The sequence below is a fragment of the Flagellimonas pacifica genome (assembly GCF_900215465.1).
GTDB lineage: Bacteria > Bacteroidota > Bacteroidia > Flavobacteriales > Flavobacteriaceae > Flagellimonas > Flagellimonas pacifica.
Genome location: NZ_OBEH01000004.1, coordinates 272468 through 295438, shown reverse-complemented (window position 1 = coordinate 295438; position 22971 = coordinate 272468). Strand labels below are relative to the sequence as shown.

Sequence of the window (22971 nt, the reverse complement as noted above, 5' to 3'; positions counted from 1 at the left end):
AGGTTTTTTGGATAGATGAATGAAATGATGTATTAAATAGAATGGAGAAGTAAATTATTCCACTCGGGTAACCTTATAAAACTCCTTACGGTATTTACTGGGTGTGCATCCTTTGGATTTTTTGAAAATTCGGTTAAAATTGGCAATGTTGTTAAAACCACATTTATATGCAACCTCTGAAACACTGAAATCCCGCTCTGCGAGCATTCTGGATGCGTTGTCCACACGAACATCGTTTAAATACTCTACAAAAGTCTTTTCTGTACTTTTTTTAATGAATCTGTTAAAGGATACTTTGCTCATATTAAGTAGGTCGGATACTTGGCTTAAGCTTATTTTTGAATCATAATTCTCCTGAATAAAGTTGTAGAGTATTTTTACTTTATCACTATTTTCAAAATCATCCTTTGGTAATTGTGATACCGAAAGTAATTGCTGGTTTGGAGTAACGGATAAATTGTAGAGTATAGAGAAAAGCTCCAAAAAATAGTTAATTCCGGCCAATTTGGACACATTCATAATTCTTGGGGCAATCTTTTTTGATTCTTCTTTGCTAAAAAGGATGCCATGCGCGGACCTATTGAACATTTCACGTAGAGGCTTCATCATGCTTTTGTACAGTAAACCATCTCCAAATAAGTTGTTGTGAAACTGAATGGTTACCTCATGTACCTTGTTTCCGCAATTATGCATTTCCCAGCCATGATAAACATTGGGGCCTACTAACACTAGTTCGTAATCATCTATTTCCTCAATATTGTAACCAACAGTTCTCTTCATTCCTTTTCCGTTCTCAATAAAATTGAGCTCCAGTTCTGGGTGAAAGTGAATAGGGTAATCAAAAGTGTCTCTTAAACGATCCATAACCAGAAAACTATCTTGTGCAGATAGTGAGGTAATCTCTCTTTTATATTTTTTATAAACTTTCATTCTGTTTTTCAGCCAAAAAATATACTAATACTATTCCATACATTGATTTAAACAAATTTTTTGTGTTTGACAAAATCAGTGTTTTTTGTTAGAAAAAGAGTTTATGTAAAAATTATTACTGAAAATTCTTCAAAAAAAATAGGGCTAATATGTGCCTAATATAATTAAAAGACTATATAGAATTCATTATGTCTACTTTATAAATGCACCTTTATTGGAAGTGCGCAATCCATAAACAAATATTTCAATCGTATAAACACAATCAAATATGTATTGTCATTTTTTTTATATTTATCAATAATTAACTTAAAAATTACGTATTCTTCAGGTTTATAATCTGATAAATACATGAACTTAATATAACTGCTAACTCAAAACATTCTTTACTATGATTCAAAAATCACGAGGAACATAATTTTCCATTGCCATGATGTTTTTTGATAGAACAGTTGTTATTTGCTAAATGTTATTGGCTGGGCAATTTCTTTGAGTGCCCTAAATAGTTTTCATATCAATTTATTGATAGGGTTTGAGTATACAAGCCGTATTTGTATAGCAACAACACTGTAATATGATTGATAAGGTTATTACAATTTTTATGTATTGAATGTAGACTAGACTATGTTGGAAAATAAGAATACGGAAGAAATAGTTTTATGGAACGAACTTAGAAAAGGGAATGTTGTTGCCTTGGGCAAGGTGTATGATATTTTCATAGATGATCTTTTTTCTTATGGAATACAATTTTCAGAAGATAGGAATTATGTGATGGACTGTATACATGATCTTTTTTTAGACCTTTACAAATATCAATCTAAGCTTTCAGAAACCAACAATGTCAAATACTATTTGTTGAAATCTCTTAAAAGAAAAATCATTCGAAAGCATAACGAGAAAACAACATATTTTAATAATGAAGTTCCTTTTAAATATGTACTTCGGAATCATGTCCCATCTCCTGAGGAAGAATTGATTGCTATGGAAAAGGCAACCCAAAAAAGCCAGAGTCTGTATAAGGCTACCGAATTTTTAACCAAAAGACAACAAAAAGGATTGTCTTTGAGGTTCAAAGAAAAAAGATCATACGAAGAGATTGCAGAGATCATGAACACTTCGGTAGAAACTTCAAGAACCATTATTTATAGGGCAATAAAATCATTAAGAAAAAATATTGTTTTGCCATTGCTGTTATTAGTGAAAGTTTTTTTTTAGGGGCATACAATATTTTGATTTTGACAAATCTCTTCTGAGATACCCTTATTAAGCCTCTCATCTTCAATACATTTTGTCGTTTTATTAAAAAAAGCCTAAAAAAAGTGTCTATATATCAAGTATTGTGTGCTTTTATTATTGAGGGCACATAATATATCTAGTTTTATTTTAAAATCTAAATGTGCCATAGTATAAGATGAAGGAAGAAAATTTACGAGAAGGACATATTGACCAAGAAGAAAAAGAACATTTAAAACAGAGGATTACAAGTTCTATCGTTAAGTATCAGCGTTATAAAAAACGGATTCGGTATGGCATTGGCGCGGCGGCCTCAATTGCTTTCATTGGTTCCATAGGGTTTATTAATTATGGCAAAGACTCTTCTTCAATAGAAGATTACGTAAAAGCTACGGAGGTTAACTTAAAATCTGAAAACGCCACGGAGGTTACTTTGATTTTAGATGATGATAAAAACATAAACATTGACGAGGACAATACGGATATTAAATACTCCAATACCGGAAATAAAGTAAAAATAGGAGCTTTAAAAGAAGTTGATCAGGCCACAATAAAAAATAATGAGATTGTATACAATACACTTATTGTTCCTTTTGGACGAAGATCACAAATAGAGTTGTCCGATGGGAGCAAGGTGTGGTTGAATTCTGGTTCAAAATTAGTGTACCCCGTAATATTTAAAGGAAAAAATAGAGAGGTTTATCTTGAAGGTGAAGGCATATTTGATGTGGTACATAACAAGAAACAGCCATTTATTGTAAAAGCCGAAAACCATGAGATAGAGGTTTTGGGAACCACATTCAATGTGAGTAATTATCCTGATGATGATTATATAAGTACGACCCTGAAAAGTGGGAGCGTGCAAATTAATTATAAAGGGAATTCCTTTCTTGGGAGAACCAAGACCATGCAAATTTCGCCCGGTACACAAGCCGTTTATACTAAAACTGCCAGCGCAATTTCGGCTGAAAAAGTTGATGTTGATAAGTATTTTTCTTGGCGCCAGGGTGTCTTTATTTTCAAGAGAGATAATTTAAAATACATAATGAAAAGGCTTTCCAGATACTATAATGTGGATATAGTTATCAATGATAAGATATTGGAAAAACAGACCTTTTCTGGCTATTTAGACTTAAAGGAGGATGTTGGTAATGTTGTGAAAATCATTAAGGAAACCGCAAATTTTGAATATGCCAAGCAAAATGGAAATCAAATAATTATTAATTAAAAGTACCAAACTATATGAAGTGAAAAAACCAAAAAAAACCAGAAGATGCGCCAACATCTTCTGGCTAAAAGAAAACATTGCTGAAGTATTGTGACAGCAACATTTACTAACATAAAAAACTAAAATATGAATAAAATTGTTAACCTCAGTCCTTTAGGTGCAATTGTGCCTTTAAGATCTTATTTCTGGACACTTATGAGAGTTCTACTTTTATTAATTGGAATTGGTCTTGGTTCTGTTTATGCCAACTCATCATACGCACAGACCAAAATAGATATTGACGTCAACGACGTAGTACTTGAAGACCTCTTCAAAGAAATTCAAACGAAAACCGAGTACATCTTCTTTTATAAAGACGATGTTTTGGATAGAAGCAAAAGAATATCGCTAAAACTTAGAAATGTTAAGTTGGACGATATTTTGAAAAGAGCTTTTAGAAATACTGATTTAAGCTTCAAAATTGATGATAGGCAGGTTGTAATCGTAAAAAAACTGCCTGAACCAAAAATTACCGAAGAACCAAAGCTTGTATTACAAAGCGATATTACCGGAACGGTGACTGATGCGGATGGGGCTCCCTTACCCGGAGCCAATATTGTTGTAAAGGGAACAACAAACGGAACACAGACAGATTTTGATGGTAATTATACCATTTCAGCTGCTGCGGATGCAACATTGATATTCACGTATATTGGTTTTGCTGCCCAGGAGGTAGCGATTAATGGACGAACCGCCATCAACGTAAGTATGATAGAGGACTCAAGTAAACTATCTGAAGTAGTTGTATTGGGGTATGCCACCCAAACACGTGGTGATGTTACAGGTTCGGTTGCTTCTGTTGATATTGATGAAGCGGTTAAAACCCCAGTAGTAAATGCTGCGGAGGTCCTTCAAGGAAGAGTGACCGGAGTTCAGGTAATAACTAGCGGTGACCCGGGAACAGCCCCAAAAATCAATGTTCGTGGATTTGGTACGACCAACAACACCAATCCACTCTATATTATTGACGGTGTACAAACAGATGATCCAAATGTTTTAAACAATATCAACCCAACAGATATTGAGCAGATGAACGTCTTAAAAGATGGTGCAGCTTCCATTTATGGTGCTCGTGCCTCCAATGGTGTTGTCATTATCACTACCAAAGGTGGTGGCTATAATATGGAAAAAGCTGAAGTTTCCATTGACCTTTACACTGGTTTCTCCAAAGTAGGAAACCCAATTGATTTATTAAATGTCCAACAGCATGCCGATATGATTTGGCAGAGTAGGATCAATGACGGTATCACTCCAAGCCACCCACAATATGGAGATGGCGCTTCTCCTACCATACCGTCCTCAATAGTTGGTTATACTAGAGTACAATCCTATGATCCTATTGTTTTCTTTCCTGCCGGTCAGGTAAATGCTGCCGTACAACCAGGAGGTACAGATTGGGTAGATGAAATTACACAAACCGCTCCCATTTCAAATGCTTCCATTTCCATTGCAAATGGTAATGAAAACGGAAAATACTTCATGTCAGCTTCATACCTTAGTCGTGAAGGTGTAGTGAATCATACTGGATTCAAGCGAGGTGGAACAAAATTGAACTCTGAATTCAAAGTAGGAGAAAAATTACGTATTGGGGAACATGTGAACTTTTCTTTTTCCAATACGTCACCAGGTGATTCCGAAGCCATAGAAATGGCCTATAGAATTTCCCCTTTGGTGCCTGTAAGGGATGATGATGGCTTCTTTGCCGGATCCGCCGCTCCGGGAATTGGAAACCCAGCAAATCCAGTAGCACAGCTGTATCGTACAAGAAATGATTATGATAAACGCTATACCGGTATTGGTGATATTTATCTAAATTATGAGATTATTGATGGCCTATCTTTTAAGTCAACCTTGGCAGGGGGTTTTGAGATTTTCGATTCAAGACGATTTGTATCCTTAGACCCAGAAAATGGGGAGCCTATATCTACCAACAGACTTACTGAGAGAGACCAGACCCGATATAATTGGAGTTGGACAAATATCCTGAACTACAATAAGAAATTCGGTGAGCATAGTATAAATGCCATTGCTGGTATTGAAGCCTTGGAAGAAGGACAAAAAAGCAAAGAAGTTGCGAGATCAGGATTTCTATTCGAAGACCCCAATTTTTATTTGTTAAGTAACGGTTCAGGAACTCCAAATGTCCCCACAACGGTAGATAACACAGATGTTACTTTCGATCGAAAAAACACCCTTTACTCTCTATTTGGTTCAGTAAATTATTCTTATCTAAGCCGTTATTTCCTAACTGGTACTTTACGTAGAGACCAGTCATCTAGATTTTTGGGAGACAACCAAACCGGGGTATTTCCTGCCGTCAGTGCCGGATGGCTCATTAGTGATGAGGATTTTTGGCCCTCGGATGGCATTGTGAACCGTTTAAAACTGAAAGCATCATGGGGGTCATTGGGTAATCAAACCCTACCAGCCAACAATCCAACGATTAATATTTCAAGTTTGAGCGAGCAATTTGCCAACTACTCCTTTGACGGGACAAGTATAACAACAGGAGCATTGTTGACCCAAGTGGGGAATGCAGATTTGAAGTGGGAAACTTCGCAAACCACAAACTTTGGAGTTGAACTTTCGCTATTTGAAAGTAGTTTGAATATTTCTGCAGAATATTTTAACATCAAAACCAAAGATTTGATTACCAGGGACTTTAGTTTGATTAGTTCAACAGCAATAGATGCTGAAGCTCCATTGGTGAACTTAGGAGATGTTGAAAACAAAGGTATTGATCTTTCAATTGGTTATGGTAATACAACAAGAGGTGGTTTTTCATATGATCTTGCTTTGAACTTATCGCATTATAAGAATAAAGTGACAAGATTGATCAATGATTCTCCTGTGCCTGGAAGAGGTGATTTAAGAAATGGCTCTGTAACACGTACGGAGGTTGGAGATGAGATTTCTTTCTTTTATGGAAGGAAAATAACAGGATTGGATAGCAATGGTAGATTCATGTATGAAGATATAGATGGTGATGGTGAATCCCTAGTGGATGGGGATGACAGGACCAAAATTGGTTCTCCGCATCCAGATTTCACTTATGGTATAAATGCCAACCTTTCATACAAAGGGTTCGATATGCAATTATTCTTTACCGGTTCTCAAGGTAATGACGTTTATAACTATAGCAAAGTATTTACCGATTTTGGTCTATTCTTTAATAGTAACAGAAGTGCAAGGGTACTGAATGCTTGGACGCCTTCAAATACCAACACTAATGTTCCAGCACTTACCGCTTCATATCCATTGGAGGAAGCTTCTTCCAATTCATATTTTGTTGAGGATGGCTCATATCTTAGGTTAAAGAACATGCAAATTGGTTATACGCTACCAAGTGACATTACGGATAAGATAGGCATGGGGTCTTTAAGGATTTACCTTCAAGGAACCAATATCTTCACCATAACAGATTATGAAGGTTTTGACCCTGAGGTAATACCAATTGATGCTGATGGGGTAGGTCAAAATTTAAATTTAGGTATAGATAGAAGGGTTTATCCTCAACCAAAAATCTACACCTTAGGGATTAACTTAAAACTCTAAAAAATGAAAAAGAAGAATTTTATTAATATATGTTTGGTTTTACTGATCCTGTTGATTGGATGTAACGATGATTTTTCGGAGACTCCACCTATAGGTGCTTTATCAGATGAAGCTTTGGCGAATGAAGATGGTGTCTCATTATTATTGACTGGAGCTTACTCTTCATTAAATGCTGTAAGTTCAACCAGTTTTGGAAATGGTTGGGGTAGAGCAGCAGACAATTGGTGGATGGATGTGTTGTCTGATGATGCACACAAAGGGAGTACAAATGACGACCAAGCTGATTTAAAAGAAATCGAAATTATGAATTGGTCGTCGGCCAATGGTTATTTCTATGCACGTTGGGGCGAACTATTTACTTTGGTAAATCGCTCTAATGCCGTAATCGCATTGACAAGTTCTTTGGAAGATCCAGGGAGTTTTACCGATCAAATTGCACAAGCCAGGTTTTTAAGAGGGTTGGCAAATTTTCAATTACAAGTAATGTTTGGTAATGTGCCTTATATTTCTGAAGAGAATTATGCCCTATCTGAATTCAATCAACCAAATTCAGGCCCTATATGGGATCAAATTGAAGCTGATTTTCAATTTGCGATAGATAACCTTCCTGGCTCCCGTGATGCCAGTGATGTAGGTAGACCAACTTCTTGGACCGCCAAGGCTTTTCTAGGAAAGACCCATTTGCATCAATCAGATTGGACCAATGCCTTGTCATTGTTAAATGATGTTATCAACAATGGCCCATATTCTCTTTTGTCTGATTTTGTAGAAAACTTTAGGCTGGCCGGAGAGAATGGCACTGAGTCTGTATTTCAAATTCAGTTTACAACAGATAGTGGCCAATCATATAATGGCAATGTAGTTGGTGCCCTTAATTTCCCAAATCCAGGTCCTTTTGGCTCTTGTTGCGGGTTTTATCAACCAACTCAAGATTTGTTGAATGCGTTTCAAACAGATACTGATGGACTTCCCTTATTGGACACTTTTAACCAAACTGATGTAACAAGTGATTGGGATATTCTTTCTTTCGTTCCTGATACAGATCCTGCACAGCCTACTGATTTTACTCCATTTGCAGGTAATCTTGACCCAAGAGCCGATTATACTATAGGAAGAAGAGGAATTGACTACAATGGTTATGGTGAGCATATAGGTGAAGCATGGATTAGGGCCAAGTTCGCCAACGGGGATATTTCAGGTCCTTATTTGCCTAAAAAGAATGTATACTGGGCAGATGATGCTGGAACACAGCAAGCAACTGGTTCATGGGGTCAACAGCTTTCTGGTGTCAATTACAATGTTATGCGTTATGCCGATGTTCTTTTGATGGCAGCAGAAGCTGCAGTTGAAACAGGAGACTTAGCAACAGGTCTTAACTATGTAAATCAGGTTAGAAACAGAGCAAAAAATTCCAATTACATGCAGGCAACGGATGGTTCCGGTGATGCTGCAAATTATGTAATTGAACCATATACGGCTTTCTCTGATGCAGATTTTGCCAGAAAAGCAGTTCGTTTTGAAAGAAGAGTTGAACTGGGTATGGAAGGTCATCGCTTGTTTGATCTCAGAAGATGGGGTGTTTCTCAAACTGTCCTGACGGAGTATTATACCAATGAAGCTCGTACCATACCAGGTTTTGGAGCCTTGATCAATCCTTATGATAGTAAGCATGATCTATTTCCAATTCCTCTTGGAGCAATAGATTTAAGTGCGGGCTCTTTAAATCAAAACACAGGGTATTAAAATTTTGTTTGGTTGAGTTTATTAGTTTAAGTTTTGCTGAACAGGGCATTTTATTAAAATGCCCTGTTCTTTTTATAACGATTTCCAGGTCTAATCATAATATAGTTCAAATTCCCAGTAATGCATATCATTGTTAGAAATAGTTGCTTCTTCCTTTTGGCCTTGTCCTGCATCACGTGTAAAAAGGTTGAAAACACTACGAAAATCCATCAAAAGAAAATATTTGAGAAACTGGATCATGATAGAACAGGTGTCAGTTTTGCCAACAACCTTACGGAAAATGATTCCCTAAATTATTTCACCTATGCATATATCTATATGGGTGGTGGGGTTTCTGCTGGAGACATTAACAATGATGGGCTGATCGATCTTTTCTTTACAGGAAACATGGTGTCGAACAAACTGTATCTGAACAAAGGGAATCTACAATTTGAAGATATTACAGAACAAGCTGGAATTTCTGGTGATTCAAGATGGTACACTGGCTCAACAATGAGCGATGTGAACAATGATGGTTATTTGGATATTTATTGTTCTGTAGGTGGAAAATTTGAACCCAAAGAGAACCAACTTTTTATTAATAATGGAGATAACACATTTTCCGAGCAAGCAAAAGAATATGGCATTGATGATCCCAGTAACAGTGTTCAAGCCACTTTTTTTGATTACGACCTTGACGGAGATTTAGATCTCTATGTGGCCAATTACCCTCCAACTCCGTTCAATGCCCCAAATTTTCATTATGCAATGAAGCAGAAGTTCCCAAAGCCCTTGGAAACTGATAGACTTTTTAAAAATGAGAATGGCAAGTTTATAGATGTAACTCAAAAAGCAGGGCTAAAAACGTTTGGTCTTTCTCTAAGTGCAACCGTAGGTGACCTTAATCAAGATGGATGGCCGGACATATATGTTTCCAATGATTTTAGCACACCAGACTATCTTTTCATTAATAATAAGAATGGAACCTTTAGTGAGCAAGTAAGAAAAGTAACTAAGAATACTTCATTTTATGGAATGGGGGTAGATATTGCCGATTTCAATAATGATTTGTTGTTAGACATCCTTCAGGTTGATATGACTGCGCAGGTCAACCGTAGGGCCAAGGCAAATATGGCAAGTATGAACCCAGCTTTGTTTTGGGGTACGGTGAATGCAGGATTTCATTACCAATACATGCAGAACAGTCTTCAAATGAACAATGGAAACCTTTTGGATTCCTTACCCGATTTCAGCAATGTTTCCCGCCTTGCAGGAGTATCATCAACAGACTGGAGCTGGGGACCTTTGTTTGCCGATTTGGATAATGATGGCTGGAAAGATATTTTTATTTCCAACGGAACAAGAAGGGAAATCAACAATAGGGATTACTTCAAAAAAATTGATCAGATTGGAGTGCATAAGGATAGTACTCTGGCAAAAAGTCTCGCCATTCCATCAGAAAAAATAGACAATTTTGCGTTCAAGAATAATGGAGATCTAACCTTTGAGCGTACGAACAAAGCATGGGGTATTGAACATAAAGGATTTTCAAACGGTTCCGTTTATGTTGATTTGGATAATGATGGAGATTTGGAAATTGTGACCAACAATATAGATGACCATGCCACTATTTTTGAAAACAAAAGCTCTGAATTCAACAACCACATAACTATAAAATTCAAGGGTACGGATAAAAACCCTTTAGGAATTGGGACAAAGGCTACTTTATTCAATAAAAGCGATCAGCAGTATCAAGAAATGACATTGACCAGGGGATTTCAGTCCTCAGTAGCTCCACAATTGCATTTTGGTTTGGGAGATTCCCCAAAAATTGACTCGATTAAAATTGTTTGGCCTGATCATAAGGTTCAAATTGTAAAGAAACCTCAGGTAAATTCTTTGGTGATCATTGATTATTTGGAAGCTGGAAACCAACATGAAACCCGGAACAAACTATCTGCGTCGGAAAAGATGTTTCAACAGATGGTTGATACCTCTTTAGTGGTACACCATAGGCACATAGAAAATTATTATAATGATTTTGATAAAGAAATTTTACTGCCACATCAAACATCCATGTTTGGTCCCAATGTGGCCGTAGGCGACCTCAATATGGATAATTTGGACGATTTAATTGTGGGTGGTTCATCTCAGAACAAGACTGCAATATTCTTTCAAAAAGAAGAAGGATTTGAGAAGGTTGAGATGGATGTCTTTACTGCTGGAAGTGGACATGAGGATATGGGTATCCACATTTTTGACGCCGATAATGATGATGATAATGACATTTATATTGTTAGTGGGGGAAATGAGTTTTCATCCAATTCTAAGATGCTTCAGGATAGACTTTATGTAAATGATGGTTCAGGAAAATTTGAAAAATCTGATATAGCGCTCCCAAATATGATTGCTAGCGGATCAAGGGTACATAGTTTTGATTATGATCGTGACGGAGATTTAGATCTTTTTGTGGGAGGAAGATTAGTTCCGGGCAATTACCCATTACCTGCGAACAGTTATATTTTAGAAAATGTGAGCGAAAAAGGAATTCCAAAGTTTGTGAACGCTACAGCCAAGATTGCGCCCTCACTTCAAAAAATAGGAATGGTTACAGATGCTTCATGGACAGATTTTGACAATGATGGTTGGACAGATCTAATAATTGTAGGAGAGTGGATGCCAATTACCCTGCTTAAAAACGATGAAGGATATTTTACGGATGTTACCAAAGAATATGGTCTTGAGGATTCTAGAGGATGGTGGTTCAGTGTTAAGGAAGGAGATTTTGACAATGATGGTGATAAAGATTTTATTATTGGAAATCTTGGTCTCAATTATAAATATAAAGCAAATGAAAATGAGACTTTTGATGTCTATTTCAATGATTTTGACAACAATAATACTAATGATATTGTATTGAGTTATTTTAATGAAGGTGAAAAATTCCCCGTCAGGGGAAGGGAATGTTCATCACAACAAATGCCAGGGATTAAGCAGAAATTTAAAGATTATGAATCTTTTTCAGAAGCCACACTTACAGATGTTTATACCGAAGACCATTTAAAAGAATCTTTGCACTATCAAGTTAAATCCTTTGCAAGTGTCTATTTGGAAAATAAAGACGGTAAATTCATTAGTCATAAACTTCCCAATTTGGCACAATTATCCGTTATTAATCAAATACTTATTGATGATTACAACAAGGATGGTTATTTGGATGTCCTAATCGCTGGCAATCTACACAGCTCAGAAGTTGAAACACCAAGAAATGATGCGGGAAATGGACTGCTTTTAACAGGTGATGGAAAAGGAGGATTTGAATGCATTGAAGGTAGATACAACGGATTTTATGCCACAGGGGATGTAAAGGACATGCAATCCATTGAAATTTCTGGGGAAAGGTATATTGTAATTGCTAAAAATTCTGATTATCTGCAATTTGTAAAAATCAAAGGATAAACGGTACTTTTGGGTAAATTCTCACAGGACACCCCAATGAAAGTATTTTTCAAAGTATTAAAAGGCATATTTCTACTGTTTGCGATTCTTGCACTCGTCTATATTCTTGGACCAAAAGTTGAAAAGCCAAACCTCGACATCACACTTCCGCAGGTAAGCTCAGATTTAGTTCAATTGGAACAGGGAATCAATAATCGGGAAAAAGCTATTTCAAACATTAAAGCTGATAATGAGGCGAAAATTGTTTGGTTTGATAGCATCCCGACCAAAACAGCATACAGCATTGTGTATTTGCACGGTTGGTCGGCCAGTAGAATGGAGGGGAATCCATTGCATATTAAAACCGCTCAACGTTATGGATGTAATCTTTACCTGCCCCGGTTGGCCGGACATGGACTTATTGAAAAAGAAGCCATGTTAAACCTAACGGCAAACGAACTACTGGATTCTGCCAAAGAAGCCATATCGGTAGCCAAGCAAATGGGTAATAAAGTGATTGTTATGGCTACTTCTACCGGAGGCACTTTGGCGTTGCACCTAGCTAAGGGTGATGAAGATATCGTTGGAATCTTATTGTATTCCCCAAATATTGAGATTTACGACAAAAACGCAAAGCTATTGACTGGTCCATGGGGTGTGCAATTGGCCAAAGCCGTAAAAAAAGGGGATTATCATATCTCCGAATCAACAGAGGAAGAAAAAAAATACTGGACAAGCAAATATAGGGTAGAGGCATTGACCCATTTACAAGCCTTGGTGGATAACACCATGAATTCAGAGACTTTTCAGGAAGTAAACCAGCCTTTGTTTTTAGGCTATTTCTATAAGAATGATTCCATTCAGGACAATGTGGTATCAGTTCCTGCCATGCTAAAAATGTATGATGAATTGGGCACAGACTCTTCCATTAAAAGAAAAGTGGCCTTTCCCAATGTTGGAGATCATGTAATGACAAGTTACATAACCTCCAAAGATTTAAAATCCGTTCAAAACGAAACAAATCGATTTTTGGAAGATATTTTGGAGCTTAGACCACAATAATTATCAGGCTCTTAGCCCGCAACTGTTATTACTTTTTTTAAGGTGTATCCATTAGCGGTATCTCCAGTAACAGAATCTGCCAAATTTTGGGATAGGGAATCCCTAAATTCTCCATCATTGGTATTGGCAGTGTCAAAATCACCCTTATAATTGGATGTGGCATACACGATTTTGGAAACATTTTCTGGAAATGCGACCTGGGTGACCAACAATGAGGCATTTCCCCTTTTTATTTCAAGATGAAGATGAGGTGCCCGCCCAGGATACCAACCTGGATAAATACTTGTAAAAGTAACCTGACCTTTGGCGTCTGTTGTTTGTCGACCTCTTAAAAAGTGTTCATTGGTGAAATTACCATCCAATTGATCACTGTACTCAGAATAATTGCCCTTGGAATCACACTGCCAAATATCAACAAAAACACCTTCCAGAGGATTACAATTGTTATTGGAGTTTTGTATGGTGAAATTAATTACTAAAGGTATCCCAGCACGGTTTCCTATAATATTTTCACGTACCCTTTCTGTCGGGCTTTTTATAGGAAAAGGACCTGCAGTCTCTGATGGTGATGGAGAGCATGTGTTTGGGGTCATGTTTTCAATGTCATCACCCTTATCACAAGACATGAAAGAAGTGGTCAATATTGGGGTTACTACCCCAATTCCCAATTTTTGAATAAATTTTTTACGTTCCATTTGTATTGAATGTTAATGATTATTCTTTGATTATACCGTACTTTTCTATCTCCTCACTAGTCATCCAATGAATGTTTGCCGCGGATGCTACATTAATGGTGAAATAATAGAAATCCTCAGCTTGTTTCTGTGTAAATCCTATGGATTTGTAGTAATTGATATATGGTAAATGGTTGGCATGGCCTACTGGAAAATTAGTAGCTTCATTGGTGCCATCTGACCATGAGTGTACCCCAATTTTAGTGTTCTTGCCGCGAGTCCTTTTTTTTCCGGCCAGAAAAAAATCAACACCTCCCGAGGCTATGGTGCCATTATCTAAAATATGGATGCTTAGACTTAAATCATGAACACGTTTAGATAATAGTAAATTTACCGTGTCGTCCGAGGAACCATCACAATTTATAATATTGATTGTCTTTACTGTAGTGTGGTTGGCATGTAGTCTATTGAAATCCTTAAGCGAGGAACTTCCAATTGTGCCATTCATTTCTATAGTGTTGTTGTCGTCCAATAATTTGAATATACCAAATTGTCTTTTGGAGGAATTGTCAATGGAATCATCCTTTTCACACGAAGTCAAAAGGCCAAATGCCAAAAATAAGAATAGGATGTTTTTTATCATGATTTTATGTATTGTTGATTACTTTTCTTGTGGTTGACGGGCTGCCAACTAACCCAAAAAACCATAGCAGCCCGCAACACTTTTAAACAAAAACAAACACAATGTTTATCTTTTATAGGTGCCATCTGGTAGCACCGTAGGCATTTTATAAATAGGATTGGTAAATATCGCCCAAGCTTTGACATCCCCTGATTCGACCTTAGCTCTGGTGTTGAGTTTCCATTCATTATCAATCTCATTCAATCTATTTTCCTGGGCACCTAACATAGAGCTCATCACCCAATACAGGTATTCCCCAACTTGGCAATTGTAGTCACAGGTGGTGTCATCATAAGTGTACCAAGCATTTGTTGGGTACGATGAGGGTGGGGTCTGAAAATTTCCACCTCTGGCCACATCCATGGCTTCACTGATCACAGAACCAGATTGTGAACTAAATATGTTTGGATACGCTCTTTCATGACCTCCATTGGTTATTATATGCCATACCTCCTCAATAGCAGCATCAAAAGTGCCTGTATGGCCATTGGTATGCCATTTGGGTACGGTTTCATCTGCCCCTAAATCTTGCCCCACGGAAAATCCACTTGGCGGATTGAAATTGTCCCTATCTGCCTCCGTTTTCCACATAAATAGAAATGCTTTGTTGGTTTTCATGGAATTGTGGACCGTTGCATTGTCAATTATGCCGTCTTCGTTATTGTCCAAATATTGCGCCATTAGATTGGCAGCGTGCAACAGTTTATTGTCCTCTACAGCTTTGACAGCATAAATGGGAATATCAAAAACAATAACCTTTCTGTTGAAATTTCTGAATCCAGCATCGATGTTGGCAACTATTTTAAAATTTGGATCATTGCCAGGATTGATGCTTGTGGATGGATCTTGGATTGAAGGATCATCGTCTTTGGAACAGGATAAGAAACTTGTGCCCAAGGAAAGTGCGAGAATGAATGGTGAAATCCTGAAAATTTGAATAATCTTTATGATGTTTAATGTTGTGTGCATCGTCTTTTGTTTTTATCACAACAGGAACACTTTTAATCACCCTATTTTTTAATTGTTAAGAAAAATATAAAACTTGAAAATGGGGTTTTTTAGAGATCAGTACGTTTTGCTGAAATTATATTGGCCAAGCCTTTTTTTATGTCAAAAACCAAAATTTTAAAAAGGAATATCTGTACTTTGGACATCTTATTTGTATGTAAACAACATAAAACCAAACTGAATGAATCTACCAAAAATCTTAGTTAGTGTTATCACCTTTGTATGGGGTCTAGGTATTTTAAAGGCTCAGAACCCTATTTTCCATTTAGATTTTGACACCCATGGATTTAATGAAACCATCATTCAAAAAGAGGATGCAGTTTATATGGTAGACTTATTACAGTCCCAATATGCAAAGGGGTTAACTGGAAGAGCGCTGGATCTTTCTGCCAATGCTGCATTAAGAAGACCGGTAAAACTGAAGAAAGAAGAAATAATTTCGTTTACCGAAGAAACATCATTCTCTATCCAAATATGGGTTAAGACCTTGCCCAATGCTCTAATGGGTACACCGATATTGGGAAATAAAAAGGCGAATGATTTAACGACAAAAGGGTGGCAGGTTTATACTAGAGAAAATGGAGCATGGGCATTGATTTTGAATGATGGGAAAGGTGAACATCATTATAGGCCAACAGCTCAAAGACAAAGAGTGAATGATGGAGAGTGGCACCAAGTCGTTTTCACCGTCAATCGCGAGAAACAAGAAATTTGGATGTATTTTGATGGAAAGAACACGGCCATTTATAACACCCCGGGCATTGGAGATTTCAATACGGATCTAGCTACCGTTATTGGAGGGTCTGATGAAAAATGGGAATATGGGTCCAACGGTCAATGGAACGCTTTTAATGGTTTTTTGGATGAAGTGAAAATATGGGATAGGACAATAACACCGGGGGAAGTACATAAAGAATATACCCTTTTTTATCCAACAACATTTGGTAATGATGAAAGCTTTGAGCCTCAACATTTAAAGGTATTGTCATGGAATATTTGGCATGGCGGACACAGATATGGTGAGGTCGTGGGGTTGCAACGTGTTATTGAAACCATTAAATCAACTAATGCGGATATAATTGGACTTGTGGAAACCTATGGTTCAGGAGAGATTATTGCGGATTCTTTGGGATATTATTTTTATTTGATAAGTTCTAATTTATCCATAATGAGTCGTTATCCTATTTCGGAGACCATTACGGCATTTAAGCCTTTTAATTTTGGTGGAGCCAAACTAAAAATTGGGAAGGAAAAAGAACTCATTTTTTTTGATGCCTGGTTACATTACCTACCAGATTATGGCAAAGGCATTATAGAGGAGAACAAAACTCCAAAAGAATTGATAATTGATGAAGGAGAGACCCGATATGCTGAAATAAAGGAGATTATTAAAGAAATAAAGCCATATTTAAAAAATACTACAAACATACCTGTAATTATGGCCGGGGATTTTAATGGAGGGTCGCACCTGGATTGGAATGAGGAAACTAAAGCAATCCATTATAATACGGTTGTGGAATGGCCGGTGAGTAAATTAATGGTGAAATCTGGGTTCATTGATAGTTATCGCGAATTACATCTAAATCCATTACTTGATCCCGGGTTTACATGGACACCGCGAGCAGCAACTTCTTCAACCAAATATGGATTAAGGGATAGGATTGATTATGTCTATTATCAAGGTAAAACCCTAAGTGCAATAGAGTCCAAGGTTATAGATTACCACCCTATAATGTTTCCTTCCGATCATGCAGGAGTGATTACAGTTTTTCGAGTGGAATAATTGCCTATTAAAAGAATGTTGGTGTTCAGGGGATGTGTTTAGCAATAATTTTTTAGGAATACTTGTAAAGCTCACGTGAGCATTTTATATTTGTATCTGAAACTCATTAAATGAAAAGCACCGTTACAATAAAAGATGTGGCCCGTGAACTCGGAATTCATCATGTAACGGTCTCCCGAGCTTTAAGAGACACTGGCTCGGTAAAAGAGGAGACAAAAGTGCTTATAAAGCAGAAAGCCAATGAGTTGGGGTATAAGCCCAATCGTTTGGCACAAAACTTTCGGAACAAACGTAGTAATGTGTTGGCAGTGGTAGTGCCAGATTTACGACCTTACTTTTTTGCAAAGTTTGTCTCTGATTTTATGGAAACAGCAAAAGACGCAGGATATACCGTCATGATTTTTCAATCTGGAGAGAAACCAGGACTTGAAAAAGATATTATTGATTCACTAATAGGATATAGAGTGGCAGGGGTTGTTGCTTCGGTGACCAAAGATACTGTTCAGGCAAGTCATTTTGAGGTGTTGAAAGAAGAGAACATACCTTACGTGTTTTTTGATAGGGCGCCAAAGGAAACCTTAGCTTCGCAAGTGTTGGTGAATAACTTTCAAGGAGCATATGAAGCAGTTACGGCGATGATCAATTCTGGGAAAAGACGGATTGCATACATTTCCACACATTACAAACATCAAATATTTCGAGATCGTTTGGAAGGATATAAACAAGCACTACAGGATAATGATTTGCCATCTGATGATGAATTGGTCGTAGAAGGAGGCTTTTTTATGAAAGATGGTTTTGCCCATGCAGAAAGATTAATGAATTTGGAGGAAAAACCTGATGGAATATTGGCGGTTAGGGATGAAATTGGGATAGGTGTCATCAAATTTTTGAAGAAAAAAGGAATTCAAGTCCCGAACGACGTTGCCGTGATTGGATTTGACAATGATCCAATGGGAATTGCATGCGAACCAGAACTGACAACAGTACAACAGTCCATTCCTTTAATGGTAGCTAGTTCATTTGAGCTGTTATTAGTACAGATAAACAATGGCTCCTTGAATTTTGAAAAGAAGATAATAGAACCAAAAATTATATATCGAGGGTCAGTGTAAATTTTTTGAAACACATAGCACACGTGAGCATTTGAAATGAACAAAGAAACTTTCCGATCAAAAGAATTTTATAACTTGACTACTATGTTCAAATTCATAGATGGTATCAGAAATGTTGGAAGAATAGTAGCACTTTGTGTGTTGCCTGCCATCCTGTTTTCTTGCGGTAATTCAAATTCCAACTATGAACCACTACCGAAAACAGTGGACTTTAACTTTCATATTCGTCCCATATTGGTTCAAAACTGTTATTTATGCCATGGTCCTGATCCTAGCAGTCGTAAAGCGGAGCTAAGATTGGATACTTATGAAGGAGCAACAGCTGAATTAAAAGAAGGTGGCTTTGCCGTAGTGCCTGGAAAGCCAAGTAAAAGCCAGTTGATGCTTCGGATAAATCATGAACATGAGGACAAGATCATGCCTCCGCCCGAAACCAACAGCAAGCTAACCCAAAGGGAAAAAGCCCTTTTAGAAAAATGGATTAAACAAGGTGCGGAATGGAAACCGCATTGGTCGTTCATTACACCCATTATAAATGAGGCAGATAAGAATGCAAGAATTGATTTGTTCGTAGATCGGCAATTAGAACAAAAAGAGCTTACAAAAGCACCATTAGCGAACAAGAATACGCTTATTAGAAGAGTAGCCTATCTATTGACGGGACTTCCGCCTGCACCAAAAGACGTTAAGGCGTATATTTCCGATACCTCTGAAGACGCGTATGGGAAAATGGTGGATTATTATCTAAATTCTCCTGCCTATGGTGAAAGATGGGCCAGACATTGGATGGATTTGGTAAGGTATGCGGAAACCAAAGGGCATGAATTTGATTATGCCATTACCGGGGCTTGGAAATACAGAGATTATCTCATAAGGGCATTTAATAATGACCTCCCTTATGATCAGTTGTTGAAAGAACACTTGGCAGGAGACGTTTTGGAGGAAAAAAGATACGATTCCGAAACCGGAATTTTAGAATCTCAGATCGCAACGGCATTTTATGCCATGGGTGAGGGTACCCATAGCCCAGTTGACATTAAACAAGATGAGGCCAATCGCATTGATAATATGATTGATGTGACAACAAAGACCTTTCAGGGGCTTACGGTTTCCTGTGCAAAATGCCATGACCACAAATTTGATCCCATTACCGCGGCGGATTATTATGCAATGTACGGTGTTATGGAAAGCACCCGATTTACGCCATTAAATGCAGACCAATCTGTTTCAAAAGAGCTTACGGCTAAAGAAATATTGGACATAAATAGCTACGTAAAAACCACCGTTGCTGAAAAAATCACTGAAGAACTATCCAGCCAAATAACATCTAATAAAAAACCAAATTTGGATGCTGTTAACGGCTATAAAATGATTGGAGATTTTAGAAATACGGATTTTGATGGATGGGCAACCACTGGATTGGCCTTTGGAGATGGAACAACTTTGGGATATCCTATTTTGCAAACCTTCTCAGGAAAGTTGTTGTCATTGGAAGAAGGAAAGGCATCAAGCAGGATTTTTGAGCCTGGCGTTATGGGAACTTTGCGATCACCAGATTTCATTTTGGATTCCGATTTCATAGGTGTGCGGGCTAGGGGAGAACAAAGTACCATTAGAATTATAGTTGACAACTTTCAGTTGATACAATGGCCCATTTATGGCGGACTTACCCAATCCGTGAGTAGCGCCAAATGGAATAATTATAAGTTCAATGTTGAGCCATGGAAAGGACACAAGGCTTACATTGAAATTCTCCCTGGAATTTATGACCAACATAATTTTAGGTTGCCACCAAAAGCTTTTATTGAAGCTCAATATGCAATTTCCTATGATTCGGAATGGCCTAGGGAGGTAGAGACTTCAAACAAGGAGAAACCCTCTAAAGATTTTTCCTTGGATGGAATCAAGGCAATCAATGCCCATATCAAAAATGGAAGGTTAAAACTTCAGTTCCCAGAATTGGTAGCCGCAATTGACAGCAGGAAGTTGTCCAAACCCTTAAAAGACAATTCGTTTATCTATGGCGTGTCAGATGGATCAGCCACTGACAGCCCGGTTTTTATCAGAGGTAGATATCAAGAACCTTCAGAAGAGAATATTCCAAGAAGGTTTTTGTCAGCACTTCCACAGGGAGATATTCCTTTTCAGTCCAAGGGAAGTGGACGATTGGAATTGGCCGAAGCTATGCTCCATGGAGACAACCCACTTACCTCGAGGGTGATGGTCAATCGTATTTGGCACCATCTTTTTGGAAAAGGAATTGTTGAGACTGTGGATAATTTTGGACTTCAGGGAAAACTGCCGTCACACCCTCAATTATTAGATCATTTGGCCATCAAGTTTCAAGACGAAGGTTGGTCAATTAAAAATATGATCAAGTACATTGTTACTTCGGAAACCTTTAAAAGAAGTACCTTAAATGATTTTGAACCTTCTAATAAAGATCCGAACAATATATTTTTAGCATCATTTCCCATAAGAAGATTGGAATCAGAAGCCATTCGCGATGGAATTCTTTCGGCGGCTCAAAGTTTGGACTCAACACTTTACGGCCCTCCAATTCCAACGTATTTAACTCAATTTATGAGAGGTAGGGGAATGCCAGAGGAATCTGGGCCGTTGGATGGTGCTGGTCGAAGAAGTATCTATCAAGAGGTAAGACGAAACTTTTTGGAGCCTATGATGACCACTTTTGACCGTCCAATTCCATTTACCACTTTTGGAAGGCGTGATGTGACCAATGTGCCCGCTCAGTCACTGATCTTGATGAACGACCCTTTCGTGATTCAGCAATCAGAGATTATGGCTGGAAAATTATTGGCACAAAAGAATTTATCCTTTGATCAAAAGATTGAATGGATCTATATGCAGATGTTTTCGAGAAAACCCACTGAAAAAGAAATTGAAAATGCTTCGCAATTTATGGCTGCCATTGAAGAAATGAAAGATATGGATGGAGCTGATGAAAACAGGGATTTGGAAGTGTGGAAGGAGTATTGCCATAGTATTTTTAACCTAAAAGAATTTATATACCTAATCTAATGAGCAAGTACCACAATTTTATGCAGAGACCACTTTCACGGCGTGAAATGCTGACCATATGCAAAGGTGGATTTGGTTCTCTTGCTTTTATGAGCCTGTTTGGAGCTACAACTTTTTCCTGCAGTCGTTCCAAAACTGCGCTGGATTCAAGTTCCAATTTACTTTTAGGGCCTCATCATCTACCAAAAGCCAAAAATGTCATTTTCCTGTATATGGATGGGGGTGTTTCACAAGTGGATTCCTTTGACCCCAAACCAAGATTGGCCAAAGAGAACGGACAAGATCCCAGAAAAAAATTCAAGGTAGATGCTACCCAGTTCGATAATGTGGGAAAGATTCTGAAAAGCCCTTGGGATTTTAAACAATATGGAGATTGTGGCATGCCTGTCAGTGACCTCTTTCCACATATAGCCACTTGTGTGGATGATATTGCTTTGATAAGGTCGATGACCTCCCAATTTCCAGAGCACACCAATGCCAATTACTTTTTGCATACCGGAAGTGGATTGCAAGGAAGGCCAAGCATGGGATCATGGATGACCTATGGCTTGGGAAGTGAGAACAAGAACATTCCCGGTTATGTGGTTTTGGATGGTGGATTGATTCCGCCTGGGGGATTGGACAACTTTAAAAATGGATTTTTACCCGCTTCGTACCAGGCATCGATACTAAGGGCTGGTCCGCAACCTGTGGCCAATATTATTCCAAAGGAAAATGTTCCAAACCTTCAAGAGCGAAAGTTGGATTTCATCAAACAGTTGGATGATAAACAGTTGGAAGCACTTGGAGAAGCAGATGCCATAGAATCGGCAATCTCAAATTATGAGTTGGCCTATAAAATGCAGTCTTCAATTCCTGAATTAACCGAATTCAAGGAAGAAACCGAAGCAACCAAGAAGTTATACGGTTTTGACTCCGATGACCCACACACCAGAGGATATGCCGCCCAATGTTTGTTGGCACGTAGATTGGTTGAAAGAGGTGTCAGGTTTATAGAATTGACATGTCCTAAAGTAAGCGCTGATCGCTGGGACCAACATGGAGATTTAAAAGACGGTCATGAAAAAAATGCCCACGCCGTGGATCAACCTATTGCCGGATTGATCAAGGATCTTAAATCCAGGGGAATGCTTGAGGAAACTTTAGTGGTTTGGACCGGCGAATTTGGAAGAACCCCGTTTGCTCAAGGAACAGATGGGCGAGACCATAATCCATCTGCATTCAGCATGTGGATGGCGGGTGCTGGTATTAAAGGAGGGACTATTTTTGGAAGAACAGATGAATACGGCTATCGGGTCATTGAAAATGAAGTTACGGTACACGACCTTCATGCCACCATTATGCATTTGATGGGGATAGATCATGAACACCTTACCTTCCGTTTTGGAGGTAGGGACATGAGGTTAACAGATGTGCACGGGCATGTAATCAAAGATGTTTTAGCATAAAAAAGAAATCAAATG

The 22971-nt window shown here is 37.9% G+C and carries 14 protein-coding genes; 10 read left to right on the top strand and 4 right to left on the bottom strand.

Going from position 1 to position 22971, the window contains the following annotated elements; all coding sequences use genetic code 11:
• Positions 1–54: 54 nt before the first annotated feature.
• Complete coding sequence (locus tag CRO15_RS13935) at positions 55–930, bottom strand: AraC family transcriptional regulator (RefSeq protein WP_097046450.1); 876 nt, start codon at positions 928–930, stop codon at positions 55–57.
• Positions 931–1551: 621 nt separating this feature from the next.
• Here CRO15_RS13935 and CRO15_RS13930 point away from each other — a divergent pair.
• The 6 genes from CRO15_RS13930 (at position 1552) to CRO15_RS13905 (ending at position 13204) form a co-directional block, all read left to right on the top strand.
• The gene (locus tag CRO15_RS13930; protein ID WP_097046449.1) at positions 1552–2142 is read left to right on the top strand and encodes an RNA polymerase sigma factor; all 591 of its coding nucleotides are present in this window, start codon (positions 1552–1554) and stop codon (positions 2140–2142) included.
• Between the two features lie 196 nt (positions 2143–2338).
• Entirely contained in the window at positions 2339–3388 is a 1050-nt protein-coding gene (locus CRO15_RS13925) for a FecR family protein (RefSeq protein WP_097046448.1), read from the top strand.
• A 126-nt stretch (positions 3389–3514) separates the two neighbouring features.
• Positions 3515–6982: a TonB-dependent receptor gene (locus tag CRO15_RS13920; protein ID WP_097046447.1), complete on the top strand. Its 3468-nt coding sequence runs from the start codon at positions 3515–3517 to the stop codon at positions 6980–6982.
• Between the two features lie 3 nt (positions 6983–6985).
• A complete protein-coding gene (locus CRO15_RS13915) occupies positions 6986–8725 on the top strand; it encodes a RagB/SusD family nutrient uptake outer membrane protein (RefSeq protein WP_097046446.1) in 1740 nt (579 codons plus the stop codon).
• A gap of 120 nt (positions 8726–8845) precedes the next feature.
• Positions 8846–12163, top strand: a complete 3318-nt coding sequence (locus tag CRO15_RS13910) for a VCBS repeat-containing protein (RefSeq protein WP_097046445.1) — start codon at positions 8846–8848, stop codon at positions 12161–12163.
• A gap of 9 nt (positions 12164–12172) precedes the next feature.
• Positions 12173–13204, top strand: a complete 1032-nt coding sequence (locus CRO15_RS13905) for an alpha/beta hydrolase (protein WP_243396971.1) — start codon at positions 12173–12175, stop codon at positions 13202–13204.
• Positions 13205–13215: 11 nt separating this feature from the next.
• Here CRO15_RS13905 and CRO15_RS13900 read toward each other — a convergent pair whose 3' ends face one another.
• From CRO15_RS13900 to CRO15_RS13890, 3 genes are all read right to left on the bottom strand, one after another.
• On the bottom strand, positions 13216–13899 hold the full coding sequence (locus tag CRO15_RS13900; RefSeq protein WP_097046443.1) for a dioxygenase family protein: 684 nt from the start codon (positions 13897–13899) through the stop codon (positions 13216–13218).
• Positions 13900–13918: 19 nt separating this feature from the next.
• Positions 13919–14521, bottom strand: coding sequence for a hypothetical protein (locus tag CRO15_RS13895; protein ID WP_133067249.1), 603 nt, complete (start codon positions 14519–14521; stop codon positions 13919–13921).
• A 105-nt stretch (positions 14522–14626) separates the two neighbouring features.
• Complete coding sequence (locus tag CRO15_RS13890) at positions 14627–15529, bottom strand: hypothetical protein (protein WP_097046441.1); 903 nt, start codon at positions 15527–15529, stop codon at positions 14627–14629.
• A gap of 220 nt (positions 15530–15749) precedes the next feature.
• Here CRO15_RS13890 and CRO15_RS13885 point away from each other — a divergent pair, with 220 nt between their 5' ends.
• From CRO15_RS13885 to CRO15_RS13870, 4 genes are all read left to right on the top strand, one after another.
• Positions 15750–17351 (top strand): LamG-like jellyroll fold domain-containing protein, encoded by a 1602-nt coding sequence (locus CRO15_RS13885; RefSeq protein ID WP_097046440.1) that lies wholly within the window; start codon positions 15750–15752, stop codon positions 17349–17351.
• Positions 17352–17461: 110 nt separating this feature from the next.
• Positions 17462–18466 carry a LacI family DNA-binding transcriptional regulator gene (locus tag CRO15_RS13880; RefSeq protein ID WP_097046439.1) on the top strand — a complete coding sequence of 335 codons (1005 nt, stop codon included), beginning with the start codon at positions 17462–17464 and terminating at the stop codon, positions 18464–18466.
• An 84-nt stretch (positions 18467–18550) separates the two neighbouring features.
• Complete coding sequence (locus tag CRO15_RS13875; RefSeq protein WP_243396970.1) at positions 18551–21508, top strand: PSD1 and planctomycete cytochrome C domain-containing protein; 2958 nt, start codon at positions 18551–18553, stop codon at positions 21506–21508.
• Complete coding sequence (locus tag CRO15_RS13870) at positions 21508–22956, top strand: DUF1501 domain-containing protein (protein WP_243396969.1); 1449 nt, start codon at positions 21508–21510, stop codon at positions 22954–22956. Before CRO15_RS13875 ends, CRO15_RS13870 begins: the two co-directional genes overlap by 1 nt.
• Positions 22957–22971: the final 15 nt, after the last annotated feature.